General features: G+C 34.5%; 15 protein-coding genes. 3 read left to right on the top strand and 12 right to left on the bottom strand.

Going from position 1 to position 13,500, the window contains the following annotated elements; translation table 11 throughout:
* Positions 1-398: 398 nt before the first annotated feature.
* Complete coding sequence (locus ACIQ1H_RS12230) at positions 399-788, bottom strand: hypothetical protein (protein ID WP_402889063.1); 390 nt, start codon at positions 786-788, stop codon at positions 399-401.
* Positions 789-1,127: 339 nt separating this feature from the next.
* The gene (locus ACIQ1H_RS12225) at positions 1,128-1,574 is read right to left on the bottom strand and encodes a hypothetical protein (RefSeq protein WP_402889061.1); all 447 of its coding nucleotides are present in this window, start codon (positions 1,572-1,574) and stop codon (positions 1,128-1,130) included.
* 287 nt (positions 1,575-1,861) lie between these two features.
* On the opposite strand from ACIQ1H_RS12225, the gene ACIQ1H_RS12220 reads away from it, so the two are divergent.
* A complete protein-coding gene (locus ACIQ1H_RS12220; RefSeq protein WP_402889059.1) occupies positions 1,862-2,866 on the top strand; it encodes a nucleoid-associated protein in 1,005 nt (334 codons plus the stop codon).
* A 206-nt stretch (positions 2,867-3,072) separates the two neighbouring features.
* On the opposite strand, the gene ACIQ1H_RS12215 is transcribed toward ACIQ1H_RS12220, so the two are convergent.
* The 7 genes from ACIQ1H_RS12215 to ACIQ1H_RS12185 form a co-directional block, all read right to left on the bottom strand.
* Entirely contained in the window at positions 3,073-3,546 is a 474-nt protein-coding gene (locus tag ACIQ1H_RS12215; protein WP_402889057.1) for a DinB family protein, read from the bottom strand.
* A 143-nt stretch (positions 3,547-3,689) separates the two neighbouring features.
* The gene (locus ACIQ1H_RS12210) at positions 3,690-4,940 is read right to left on the bottom strand and encodes a DUF4179 domain-containing protein (RefSeq protein WP_402889056.1); all 1,251 of its coding nucleotides are present in this window, start codon (positions 4,938-4,940) and stop codon (positions 3,690-3,692) included.
* On the bottom strand, positions 4,937-5,437 hold the full coding sequence (locus ACIQ1H_RS12205; RefSeq protein WP_402889054.1) for a sigma-70 family RNA polymerase sigma factor: 501 nt from the start codon (positions 5,435-5,437) through the stop codon (positions 4,937-4,939). Before ACIQ1H_RS12205 ends, ACIQ1H_RS12210 begins: the two co-directional genes overlap by 4 nt.
* Positions 5,438-5,588: 151 nt before the next feature.
* On the bottom strand, positions 5,589-6,629 hold the full coding sequence (locus tag ACIQ1H_RS12200) for a threonine aldolase family protein (RefSeq protein WP_402889052.1): 1,041 nt from the start codon (positions 6,627-6,629) through the stop codon (positions 5,589-5,591).
* A gap of 115 nt (positions 6,630-6,744) precedes the next feature.
* Entirely contained in the window at positions 6,745-7,293 is a 549-nt protein-coding gene (locus ACIQ1H_RS12195) for a GNAT family N-acetyltransferase (RefSeq protein ID WP_402889050.1), read from the bottom strand.
* A gap of 100 nt (positions 7,294-7,393) precedes the next feature.
* Positions 7,394-7,786: a DUF5071 domain-containing protein gene (locus ACIQ1H_RS12190; RefSeq protein ID WP_402889048.1), complete on the bottom strand. Its 393-nt coding sequence runs from the start codon at positions 7,784-7,786 to the stop codon at positions 7,394-7,396.
* 77 nt (positions 7,787-7,863) lie between these two features.
* Positions 7,864-8,739: a LysR family transcriptional regulator gene (locus ACIQ1H_RS12185; protein ID WP_402889046.1), complete on the bottom strand. Its 876-nt coding sequence runs from the start codon at positions 8,737-8,739 to the stop codon at positions 7,864-7,866.
* A 123-nt stretch (positions 8,740-8,862) separates the two neighbouring features.
* On the opposite strand from ACIQ1H_RS12185, the gene ACIQ1H_RS12180 reads away from it, so the two are divergent.
* Entirely contained in the window at positions 8,863-9,531 is a 669-nt protein-coding gene (locus ACIQ1H_RS12180) for a YczE/YyaS/YitT family protein (protein WP_402889045.1), read from the top strand.
* A gap of 171 nt (positions 9,532-9,702) precedes the next feature.
* Here ACIQ1H_RS12180 and ACIQ1H_RS12175 read toward each other — a convergent pair whose 3' ends face one another.
* Together ACIQ1H_RS12175 and ACIQ1H_RS12170 are read right to left on the bottom strand one after the other, a co-directional pair.
* Complete coding sequence (locus tag ACIQ1H_RS12175) at positions 9,703-10,617, bottom strand: DMT family transporter (protein WP_402889044.1); 915 nt, start codon at positions 10,615-10,617, stop codon at positions 9,703-9,705.
* A gap of 27 nt (positions 10,618-10,644) precedes the next feature.
* The gene (locus ACIQ1H_RS12170; RefSeq protein ID WP_402889043.1) at positions 10,645-11,157 is read right to left on the bottom strand and encodes a GNAT family N-acetyltransferase; all 513 of its coding nucleotides are present in this window, start codon (positions 11,155-11,157) and stop codon (positions 10,645-10,647) included.
* 139 nt (positions 11,158-11,296) lie between these two features.
* Between ACIQ1H_RS12170 and ACIQ1H_RS12165 the strand changes: the two genes are divergently transcribed.
* Entirely contained in the window at positions 11,297-12,217 is a 921-nt protein-coding gene (locus ACIQ1H_RS12165) for a LysR family transcriptional regulator (protein WP_402889042.1), read from the top strand.
* Positions 12,218-12,319: 102 nt separating this feature from the next.
* Here ACIQ1H_RS12165 and ACIQ1H_RS12160 read toward each other — a convergent pair whose 3' ends face one another.
* The gene (locus ACIQ1H_RS12160) at positions 12,320-13,312 is read right to left on the bottom strand and encodes a zinc-dependent alcohol dehydrogenase family protein (RefSeq protein ID WP_402889040.1); all 993 of its coding nucleotides are present in this window, start codon (positions 13,310-13,312) and stop codon (positions 12,320-12,322) included.
* Between the last annotated feature and the right edge of the window lie 188 nt (positions 13,313-13,500).

Genomic DNA, 13,500 nt, shown 5'->3' with positions numbered 1-13,500 from the left:
TTTTTAGTAAACTTCTAAAGTTCCTCCCAAAGGCTTTCAAATATAACATCTTTGAAATATGTAATCACCCCACCCTTTCTAACGATAGGATACTTAAATTTTCATCTATTTCAACCCCCTCCATTTATTTTTTAATAATTTATCAGAATTTTTTAGTTATTTCAATTGAAAATAGACCAACGTTTCCGCATAGAGTTCCTCCTCATTTTTATTTTTTAAAAATTATATTAAATTTCATATATTTCCCTTTATTTAACTATATATTCACGTAATATTATCTTTTTTCTGTATAAGTGAATTTGTAAACGTTGGACGTTCCTATTATAGTTGGCAACCAACAAAAAAAGACCGTTTTTACGGTCTTTTTTGGCTATGGTTTGTTTTAGTTAGATAAATCATTAAGAAAGATTATTTAATCGCCATTTATAAAAAACTTTCAGCAAATAATCGAAAATCACAAATATTGTTATATATATACTACTTATTGAAACAGTTAAATAAATGCTATCGTTGAACATCGCTTTGCTATTAGACATGACCAAACTAAATATTAAAGAATAGGTCAATGCACAAAGTAAATGCTTAATATACATGGCAATTATATTCTTAATTTTACTATAGTATTCAATCAGGATAGATACCAGTACGGCTACAAGCATTGCAGGTCCAGTAAATGTAACACCATAAATACCAAATGATATGCTGTATGAGGAGCCAATAAATAGTGGAACAATAAATATTCCGATTACTAGTGTAACGGCTGCTGCAATCAATTTATTTCTCAACAACTTTTCCACACCCTTTAATCACTTTTTTGTTTCAAAATGCCAAAGTCATTGGATTTGATGACCAATATGTACAAACTATTTATATTACAACCTACAATTCATAGTATTGCGTTTATATTAATACAAAAATTATCAATTTGAAATCCTTTTTAATTACTTATATTTAAATTCCAAGTTCCTTTTTGGTAAATATATTTTTTATAATCGAATACATATAAAGGCTATGCTAAATTTTAAATTGTACGTTTACTAAAGGAGTAACAGGAGTGGGAAAAATCCACGCCTACTACGATGAAAAAGGTAATCGAATCCCTGTATAAAATAATGAGGTAGTCGAATTTATTCGACTACCTCATTATTATGTATATAACTTTGAACAAACGGAAAAAATTCAGAACTATCCTCCAAAATGTATTGCTTCATCATCTTGGGCCTTTCGATAATTCCAATTATATTTCTTTCATAGTCTAAAATTATTGTATAGGATTGATCTGGATTTGCTGAATTAAAGTAAATATAAGTATCTTCATTAAAAGCTGGTCTATTAGGAATTATTTTCTTTTTCATCAAGAGGCTATCTAGTATTGAGATAAATCGTTTTGTCTCCTCTTGTTCAATATAATGCGATTGTCTCATATCTGAAATCAAAACATTATTGATGCTCGCAATATCCAATGCTGGTACAGCCTCTTTAAAAGTAATTAGTGGTCTAGTGTAAAACCATATTAGCCAAATCACAACTACTATCAACAAAAACCATATTTTTTTATTGCGAATATCCATCATCCTCCGTTCCTATTAACCTTATTTTCTACTTTTAATTATAACAAATCACTAACATTACATTAAATAGAAGTCAGAATATTACGCGATTTAATCTATATATTAAGAATGTGAACACTAGATTTCACCACTTTCTACCACACACATGGATAGAATAACACCTTCACCTCAAGTGAATCTTTATTTACACCTCACCAACTCCTGGTCTATCAACATATAAAATCCATGTAAATTTTGCGTGGGGTGTGCTATGGTAAATTATCGAGACAATTAGATAAAGGTGGAAAATTATGTTAGAGGTAAGCGATAGTAAGTTAGCACAATATGTTATGCATTATGTAAGTGAGAGCCTTGTTTTCGGGGAGGAAGCATTTTCGCAGCCAGAGGTTATGTTAGAAGCGGCGTTTACACAATTAGCCTTTAACAAACTAGACTTTGAGCAGCAATATGAATTTTTTCATGAATCCAATATTGGTTTAAATGAAGTATATACGTATGTAAAAGCCATTTTTGATGAGGAAGGTAGTTTCCTTGAACAGTCGAAGCATATTGCCACGCACTTACATAGTGCATCTGGGCATCCAAATATTAAAAGTGGTGAGTTGTTTATCGGCTTATTTGACAATTGTTTGATGTCGACAGAAGCCAAAAAAGTCATAGCCATTGTGAAAATTGAAGAAAAAGAAATGTTTTTAGATGTGAAAAATGAACAAAATAAAATGACTGTCAATGGCATTGACGGCATTAATGTAAAGAAAATCAATAATATGGCCGTCATTGTAGATATGGGGGCGGATGAAGCGCCAGTTGTCTTTATGAAAACGAAAAAGAAAGAAGATGTCGTTTACTGGCAAGAGCGTTTTTTGAAAGTGAAAGTAGCTGACGAGCATTATCATAAAACAAACTTAGCATTAACTGAATGTAAAAAGTATATTTTAAAAGAAGAGAGTTATACCAATCCCGAAAAGTTGGGTCTTTTAAACAAAACGCTCGATTATTTCCGTAGTGAAGAAGAATTTGAAGTAAACGACTATATTGAAACTGTATTTGAAGCAGTTGATTCAACGCAAAAAGATATTATCGTCAATTCAGTCAAGCCCTACGAAACAGTGATTTCTGAAAGTGCTATTGCAAAGGCTGAAAAAAGCTATAAACGTAAAATCAAACTGGATTCCGCAATAGAAATTCAGGTGAACGTCCGTGATATTGAGCAAATGGATGAGCTAATTGAAGTTGGCTTTGATGAGGAAACGAATCGAAAATTTTATAAAATCTATTTTAATGAAGAAGTATAATATAAGAAATAAGAGGAAAAGTGTAAGATTGACTGAGATCAATCCTACACTTTTTTGCTGGGCTGATGATGCCCGTTATAGCGGGTCTATCGGGGATGTACAGACTTTTATCGGCGATTTCCCCTGCCTTATCGGCGATTCATGAACTTCTAGCGGCGATATACAGACTTCTATCGGCGATCTCTCCTTCTTTATCGGCGATTTACTTATCGCTGCCAGCTTTTTTGTATCTTCCGAATATAAACAATTTGCCCAATATGATAGGCGTTATGTGTCGTTACATTCCCCACTACTTGCCACCAGTTTGCATGAAAGTACCCTTTTACTTCGCTTTCAAGCTGTTCTGCTGTTAAAATTTCTTGCCACTGTAAAAGAACTGTTAATAGCTGTTGCTGAAGTTCAACGAATGTTTTATTTTTTGGAATAATAAACGTACTGTCATTACTTTCTACCGCCTGAACTGCATGTATACTCGCTTCTTTATATCTCGTTTGCCATGTCTCATTCCAATAGAGCAAATGCTGTACTATTTCAGCAATACTATTGCTCTCATCATTTACCTTCCAGAGTGCTTCTTCTTCTGTCAGATTTTTAATCGACTCTGTAAATGGGACGTACCAACTTGGATCGTTTGCATTCGCTAATAATTGATCAGATAAAACATCTTTTGGGTGAAACACTTCTACCCACTCCTTTTCAAAACGTTAATTATTGTTAACATTCTCTTTAAATGAATATTTCCCTCTTATAACCTTTCAACTTTAAGGGCAACCCCAAAAAAAGATGTTCAAAAAGGACCAACACCCTTTTGAACATCTATAATTTATTTTAACGGAATCTTCAATTCAATATTTTCCCCAATAGGATTGAAGTAATAGTCTATTAATATTTTGGCTTTCCCATCGTAATTTTTGAAGGTCTCCGTTGCGTATAGATACTCATCATCATCTGAGTATGAGCCCCCTGCAAATTCCAACACCGTGCCATCTTCTTTTAGAGCATTCTGAAAGAACATATGGCGCTCGCGATTATCCCATTTCTTTGCAGCAGTTTTTAGACTTTGTTGCTCTATAGATATATCCCAATTTAAATAATCTGGTTTTGAGATTATTTTCTGTGTTCCAAAATCAACTTCAATAAAGTCCTCACCCTTTGGCACAGCTTGTATAGCGCCAATCATAACTGTCAATGACTCTGGATCATCGAAATAATTACTTTGCAAGTATACCGTGAATTTTCCATCAGAATTATTTCTGTATATTGATGAGCGATTTCTATCTGTTTCTCTACGCTCACCACTTTCCGTCATGACTGCAATATCTTCCAATGCTAATATTTGCATTGTATTTTCCTCGTCTACTTCAATATCCAGTGCCAATTTTAGTGGAGTACGGCGAATTTGTTTAATCGTAAGTTTCTGACCTTGGACATCTATAGTACGATTCGCATTAAAAACTTTTTCCTGAGCGATTTCGTTTTGTAGTGAAAACGGTATAGTTATTTTAATGTTCCCTTTTTCTTTATCATTAAAATGAAAAATAGCTTTAAAATTCTTTGAAGTATAGGCGATTGGCTCTGAAAAACCAAACTCAACTGAAGAAGATATGTTTGTTTGATTACTTGCATTGTGAGTGAAGGAACAACCGCATTCAATTTCATCCTCTCCCTGGAACAATTGCACTTTCTCCAAAAATAATTCAAACGGAGCATTAGCATCATAGTACAGGACAAAACCCGAATGATCTGCAATTACACCTTGCAATGTAAGCGATAGGTCATTTTTTGTCTGAGTCGCATTGATTTCTTCATAGTAATTATTATCCACAATATCCTTTATCCCTTTATCTCTGGCAACCGCTGAGACAATCGCTTGAAAGCCAGGTATTTTTGCAATTTGACTTGCAATTGTTGGGGATACACGAATAGAAAATAAAAGACTTAAACAACACAAAAATACGATGGCAACCGAAACAATGCGCTTCTTCTTTCTTTTTTCTCGCTTCACTTTACGAAACGTATCCATTCGAATTTGTTGAAGTTTGTCCTTTGGAACGTCAATCGGTAGTTTACTCATAGCCAGTCCTCCTTTTCTCTTGCGAAGGTTCTAAGTTTTTTTAGAATGTGATGAAGCTTCGACTTTACAGTACCCTCAGGAATTTGATTGAGCTCGGCAATTTCTTTGTTTTTAAGTTGCTGGAAATATTTCATATAGACGAGTTGCTGCTCTGATAAGGTTAATTGCTCTAACAATTTCTCAATATCTGAGTAAATGGCCCATTCAAATAAGTGATATTCTTCAATTTGAATTGTTTGTTGGCGTTTACGTAAATGATCTTTACAACAATTGATTAAGACGCGCACGAGCCATGTTCTGGCATATTCGTGCTGTTGAACGGTATGCATTTTTTTTAGTGACTTATAAACTAGCTCCTGCATTACGTCTAAGGCGTCTTGCTCATTTTTCATATATGTAAAAGCCATGCGATATAAAATATCTTCATCCATTTCAATAAGAGAAAGTATCGCTTGATGATCGCCACGTATAGCACGCTGTGTGATTTCAAATTCCATCCTTTTCGCCTCCTTCCTTCATTAGACTGTCAAATACTTCATTTCGTTCAAAAATTTTAAAATATTTATAAACTATTATGTAAGAGAAATAAACTGTTCACTAAATAAAAAGAATCCATTTTAAATGGATTCTTTTTATGTTAAAACACATTTATTGTTTTAATTTCTTAATATCCTCAATGAGCATTTCAACATCTGCCTTTTTCGTTGCCCAGCTCGTACAAAATCTTACAACACTTTGTGTAGCATCGACCTGTTCCCAAAAGGAAAATGAATATTTCGTACCCAATTTAGTTAACACATCATTCGGTAAAATAGGGAACTGTTGATTTGTTGTGGAATCGTATCTTAATGAATAGCCTTCTCCAACAAATGTCTCTCGTATCTGCATTGCCAGTTCCACAGCATGATTAGAAATCTCATAGTATAAGCTATCTTCAAATAACGTCTCAAACTGAATTCCTAACAATCTCCCTTTAGCAAGCATGCCGCCATTTTGCTTGATGAAATAACGAAAATCTTTTTTAAGGTTTTCATTTATAATGACGACCGCTTCCCCAAACATTGCACCTACCTTAGTTCCACCAATATAGAATACATCACAAAGTTTGGCAATATCCGCTAACGATAGATCGCTATCTTTGGACACAAGACCATATCCTAGTCGTGCCCCATCCATCACTAACGGCAAACTACATTGTCGGCAAACCTCGCTTAATTCCTGTAATTCAGATTTACTGTAAGTCGTCCCATTCTCGCTAGGATGAGATATGTAAACTAAGCCTGGCTGAACCATATGCTCATGCGTGACATCATTCCAATGCGCATCATATAATTCTTTTACTTGTTGTGCTGTAATTTTGCCATCATCACTCGGCAAAGTAAGTACTTTATGACCTGTAGCTTCAATAGCGCCTGTTTCATGTACTGCAATATGACCCGTAGTTGCAGCGACTGCACCTTGATGTGGACGCAAAATCGACGCGATAATTGTCGTATTCGTTTGGGTTCCTCCAACTAAGAAGTGGACATCCGCATTATCTACGCCACATGCTTTTCTAATATACGTTCTAGCTTTTTCACAATGCTTATCCATACCATAACCAGGTGTCTGCTCTTCATTCGTTTCAATTAGTCGGCTCAGTATTTGCTTATGAGCACCTTCCGCATAATCACTTTCAAAACGTATCATTGATTGTTCCTCCAACATATTAAATTTCTCAATGTTCATCTGTATTTTCATTGAGTTGATGAAAAAAGAGCTGCCTAGGCAACTCAACGAATTACTACCTCTTTTTTATATAAAATTACTTTGCATTTATAACGTAAACTAGATGATCTGTCCAATGATCGTTCTCGAAGATGAAACCTTTCCTTGTACATTCATAGACCAGACCAACACTTTCTGCCAATTTTATAGACGCCACATTATCAATATTAATGTGTGCTTCTATTCGATGATAATTTAATTTTTCAAACGCTAAACCAATTCCAGCTTTTACAGCCTCTTTCCCATAACCTTGTTTCCAAAATTGATTATGGATTGTGTAACCGAATCGAGCCCATTGAAATTCTCTTCTCATAATTGTCGAAAAGTCTACAAAACCAATATGAGCATTATCGTCTTTTCTAAACACGCCAAATATATATACTTTGTCATCAACAGCCATTTGAAAATGTTCAGCCACTAAATCACGAAACCACTCTTTTGTACAAATGCTCATATCTATTTTACCTTCATCGTATTTATGCTGAGAAGGTAGACGATTTTCATATTGCGTAAGCCAAGATGTATAATCTTCCTCTTCTAATAAACGGATAATGAGTCTATCTGTTTCAGTTCTTATCTTATTCAATCGAACACCTCATCTAATATTATTTCTAATAGATATATAAGTTCTGCTGAAATATGATAAATCCTTCTTCCCATATACTGCTCCTATAAGAGGTTTATTCTTATAAACTGAGCGTGGCTAAAATTTCCTTTGCGATTTCATCCAGTTCTTCTGCAAGTTCCATTTTTGTAGGGTTTTCGGCTACCTTCAATAAATAATCTTTAAACTGAACTTTTGACGCGACAGGCAATTTAATTACTAAAAAGTGGAGAAGAAACCACTTCCAATTGTCATCCTCTGACGATAACACAGCTTGCACATGGGGGACAATTTCCTCGGGGAAAGTTAATAGAATTTCTAATACACCAGGTGCAACTGGCCAGTTCATATCCTGAGTATATACGAGGAGTTCAGGCAATAAAGACACTAGTGTCTCTCTATCGAGCTTTTTAATTTCTTCAACCTTATCAACATCGTATACGTTACTTGGGAGAAAGCGTTCAAACTCTTTCAAATCAGCACTCCTTTGGTTCTTATACATAGCAATTTGTACACTAGACTACTTCGTTAGCTCGAAGCCTAATCGGTTAATTAATTTACCATTTCCCAAAATTGAGATGCCGCTTTGGAAACTTGTTGGCTCTTTAATTTAACTAATACAGGCTCTAGATGAAAATCGAACTGTTGCAATTCAAAAAGCGTTGTATGTTCTAAAAACGGTGATGTGTCATCTATTTTTGGAATAATGGATAATCCTAATCCGCGACTAACAAGTGCCTCAACCATCCTTAAATCTTTACACTCGATAATGATGTTTGGCTTAATTTGATGTTCATCAAACATTTTGAAAAGGTCTTCATTGAAGGAGAGCCCTTCCATTGAGCCTAGCATGATAAATGGAAACTGGGCAATCTGTTCAATCGTCACATGCTGTGATGAAAACGAAGTTGCCCAACTTTTTGGGATAATCACAGCGGTTCGATGTTCCTTTAATTTTTTCATCTCATATTGTTCACTATTGCCCAAGCGTAAAAGTAACGCAATATCAATTTCTCTTTGTTCTAGTTTTTTTAATAAATCTTCTGAATTTCCTGTTGCGATATTTATTTTAACATTCGGATATTGTGTCCTAAACATACTGATATAGTCAATAAGCATGTTCGAACATGAAGATGATACACCGATACTTACTGTTCCACCTATACCTTGTTCAATCTCTTGAATTCTCTGCTTGACATCTTGCATTTGCATTAACAATTGATTGGCATATTGATATAGTATTTCGCCTGTTTCTGTTAGTTCCCATTTTTGACGATATCGATGAATTAACGTCGTGCCAAGATCATTTTCAAGCTTTTTTAACAACTGACTAAGTGGAGGCTGCGCAATATGGAGCACTTCTGCTGCTTTAGAAATACTTCCTTGTTGCACAATTTCTTTGAAGTAATATAGTTGCCGAAAATCCATTTCATCTCTCCATCATATGTTTTTTAATATGATTAGTTTATCATATATATATTTTTCATATCTCCAATTTGGTTTTATAATTATATAGAGAGTTGTTAGATCAAATAGGAAGTGAGAGATATTATGAATCATCAGATTAAAACCTTGAAGCGTATCATCTTGTACGTACTCGGGTTATTTTTTATGTCGATTGGTATTAGCCTGTCGATTCAAGCAGGATTTGGCGTATCCCCTGTGTCTTCATTAGCATATGCAAGTACACTAACGACTGGTTTATCGGTTGGTATAACAATGGCACTTGCAAATATTTTGTACATTATTATTCAAGTAATAATAAGTAAACGAATGGATTTAACTGAATTTATCGGTCAATTCATTATTTCGTTTTTATTTGGATTCCTCATGGATGCCGCGCTCTCTGTTGTACAGGTTTTTCCTACTCCTGAAACCCTTCTTACTCGAATTGTATTTTTAATTGTTAGCTTATTTGTTATAGCCATCGGATTAATTGGTTATACAACAGCGAAACTTCCATTAATGCCATACGATGCGCTAACATACGCAATTAGTGAAAAATTCAAATTCAAATTTGGTAAAGCAAAAATTTTACTCGATTTAATTAATATTTGTGTGGCTGGTGCAATCTGTGTAATTTTCATTCATTCATTGGGTTCAATTGGATTCGGTACGCTAATTGCCGCCTATTTTATCGGAAAAATTTTAGGTTGGATGCTACCAAAATATCAACCCACTCTTATACAGTGGGTATTTAAAGCAGAGAAAACCGCCTAGGGCACATATTATGCCCTTCGTGTAGCAAAAACTAACGAGGCTATACCGAAATTGAAAGGATGCAAGAAAAGGAGTGCAATCAACTATTAGACATTGAGCCTTTGTCATTTATCGTTCACAACCTATAGCTCAGGCGACAATAGTTTGCATCGATACTCGTTGATGCTTAATTTAATTTTGAAAGCTTTGATTTGCAACTACATCGCTTGTTGTTTCATTCTTTTTTGCGAAGTATGAGAATAAATAACATCCGCCTATTGCAATGACACTCCCTATGCCTTGCATCCAGCTCATTTTTTCACCCAATAGTAGAAAAGCTAAAATGGCAGTAAATATTGGATTAAAATTTAGGAAAACGCCTGATGTAGTCGAACCTATATGGTGAACACACATATTCCAAAATAACATACATAAGACCGTTGCTAATACACCTGTATAAAGAAGTCCCAAAATGAAAGCAGTATTGATATCGGCAACGGTAAATCTTGGTGCGCTTATCGGTAAAAGTATTATTAGGCCAAAAATAGCTGAGTATAAAGTAGACATCAAAGCCGACGTTTTAGTCATTGCCCACTTACTACAAATCGTATATAGTCCCCATATACATACTGCAGCAAGCATCCATAAATCACCTGCATTCAACTTTAATGATAGCAAGTAGTCTATTTTCCCTTTAGATAGTACAAGTAGGACGCCACAAAAGGAGATACTCATGGCAAAGAATTGTAGCATTGTTATTTTCTCTTTCAAAAATATTACTGAACAAATAGCAATGGAAACCATATTTAATGTTGATATTAAGCCAACATTTGTGGCGGTAGTCCGCTCTAATGCTAAAAACTGTAGAACATTAAATAGCACAACACCTGTTAACCCCATGAAAGCTAATGGAAGTATTGCATTTTTGGGAGGCAAAATCTTTTTTTCTTTCCACCATACAATAGGCACAAGGCAAAAGACTGCAATGATCCACCTTAAAGTCGTCAGGGTGATAGGTGATGCATGTTCAACGAGCGTTTTACTAACAACAAAACTTCCAGCCCATAATAAACAAGTTAAAAGCAACAAGCCATAATACTTCTTCACCTTTTGTTCCCCCACTTTCAAACAGATTTATTCTTCTACGGGATTTTTAGGACCTTGCAATTCTAATTGGTAAAAATCCAAGTCAAGCCAACGATTAAATTTAAAACCTGCTTTTTTTATAGTTCCTGAATAGACAAAGCCAAAGTTTTTATGCATATCAATACTTTTTTCATTTTGAGCATCAATTCCAGCAATTAATGTCATGTATTCTCTTTCTGTTGCAATCGCAATTAATTCTGTAAGTAATGTCGTTCCAATACCTTTTTTTCTATAATTTTTATCTACATAAATAGAATGCTCAATCGAATATTTATAAGCTGGCCATGCTCTAAAAGGGCCAAATGTCGCAAATCCTACTACTTTCTTCTCTAATTCGTATACGAGTATTGGATTGCCCTCTTGCATCTTTTGATCATACCAACTTTGTCTATTTTCAAGAGTTTGCGGTTTATACGTGTAGACAGCCGTCGTATGGACAATTGCATCATTATAAATGCTTAAAATGTCCATTAAGTCATTTGGCGTTGCTTCTCTTATCATGTTTTTCTTCCTTTCTTAAGCAATCAATTTGTATTGCTCCTTTTATATTAAAACTCTTTATATACAAGGTAAAATTGAACTTTTTAACTCCTTGCTATAGACTAAAGTTATAGCAAGAAAATCGAGAGTTGGTGAGGAAATGACATTTCAGCAATTTCGCTATCTTGTAGAGATAGCCAAACATAATTCAATTAGTAAAGCCGCTTCGGCACTTTACATAACACAGCCTAGTATTAGTAAATCAGTGCGTGATTTGGAGACTGAGCTAGGAATTACAATTCTAGACCGAACGAACAAAGGGGTTTTTTTTACAAAAGAAGGAACGGAATTATTGTTTTATGCAAAAATGCTACTTGAACAAACAGAGGCTGTTAAGCATCATTTTGATAAAGACAAAAAAATTGGTCTAACGAAGTTTTCCATTTCATCACAACATTATAGTTTTGCCATAGAGGCTGTTGCGAATTTAATGGCGCATTTGAATGAACGGAAATATGAGCTAGCAGTTCGGGAAGGGAAATCAACTGACGTTATTGATGACATATCTTCAAGCAGGAGCATTGTTGGTATTTTATCTGTAAGCGAATTAAATAAACACTTTTTTGAGCGCCATTTCATCTCAAAAGCATTAACGTTTACACCATTGGCTTCATTGAAGCAGCACGTCTTTTTACGCAAAGAACATCCTTTAGCTCATTATGAAACGATTACTTTTGAACAATTACGCGACTATCCTTATTTGAGCTATCAGCAGGATGATATGCTTTTACATTTTGCAGAAGAAACGCTCCATGTTAACAATATTGAAAAGCTCGTCTATGTGACAGATCGTGGCACGATGAATAACCTACTCTCTAATACGAATGGCTACAACCTTGGAACAGGTTGCATTGTGAACAATTACATGAACCCTAACATCTTCTCGATTCCATTAGAAGAAAGTCAGCTCATTCAAGTTGGATATGTGAAACGAAATGATGTCTTTTTGCCAGAAGAGCTTCTAATTTATCTCGATTTTGTTAAATTAGCATTGGAAAAATCGATGCCTAAAGTAAATTAAAGCGCTCTTTATGCTGAAAGAGCGCTTATGTATATAAATCTTTGCAAATGTAGCACCTATACTAATAAACCAATTAAACGGGGATGTTGAACAGGCATTACCTCAGTAGCTTGTTAAAAATATTTTTCCATTAGCTTTTTCAGGAGATTCTACTGCATCTATTGCCTTGTTTAACTCTGATAAGTCATACGTCGAATCGACGGTCATTAAACGTAATTTTTTTTCATCGATTAACTTTATTAAATGATTAAACGTTTCTTGCCACTTACTTGTTGAGACACTTTTATTCCAATGCCGTAAATGAAACATATTTGCTTTCACTTTCGCTTGATTTACTATAGCTGCCCAGTTTACTTGTATCCCTGATAAAAGCCCAATGGTTAAAAACTGGCCATTTGGACGAACACTAAAAGCTAAATCATTACCATCGGCACCTCCAATAGAATCAATTGCGGCATCTGCCCCCCTTCCCTTTGTTAATTCCATAACAGTATTAATTAAAGCACTTTTAGAAGTATCTATAACATAAGACGCGCCAAGTTGAAGTAATTCATCAGTATATTTATTACTTCTTGTCACAGCAATTAATTGAAAGCCTATAATCTTTGATAATTGAGCAAAAATATGTCCAATAGCAGAACCACCTGCATTCACTAATAAAACATCATCTGGTTTTAATTTTAACACTTCCTTACAAACCACCCATGCAGTAACTGGATTGATATACAGTTGGGCAGCTGTAAAATCATCAATTGAATCTGGTAAAGAAACGACAAAATCTGCTGATGTCTTTACAAATTCTTGCCATGTCCCTTCCCCTCGTAAAGGTAAAACTCGTTTACCAATAAGATTCTTTGAAACTATAGAACCTACATCTTCAACAATCCCCACTCCTTCATAACCAGGAATGTTAGGTAATGATATGCGATGAGCATACGATCCTCTAATTGGAATTAAATCAGAAGGATTGATAGGACGGGCAAGCATTCGTACAAGAACTTCATTATCATGTGGTGGTTCAATTGTTTTATAGTCAATGTTCAATACATCTTTTGGACAGCCAAATTCGCTAAATTTAATATATTTTGCTTTCATAGAATAAAGCTCCTTACTAGTAAAATAATTAATTAAATTATAGCATTTCCAACTAAATCGCATTGACAGTATATTTTTTCGCAATCTTTATCTTGACCTAAATAGAAATAACCTTATAAAAAATCCTCTCAAGATGAGAGGATTTTTAAATTTAACAGTATTAAAGATTTGTTCAACTTATTATCAGT

This window comes from Lysinibacillus sp. NPDC097279 (genome assembly GCF_044761745.1).
Classification (GTDB): Bacteria; Bacillota; Bacilli; order Bacillales_A; family Planococcaceae; genus Lysinibacillus.
This window is presented reverse-complemented; position numbering and strand designations above follow the sequence as displayed.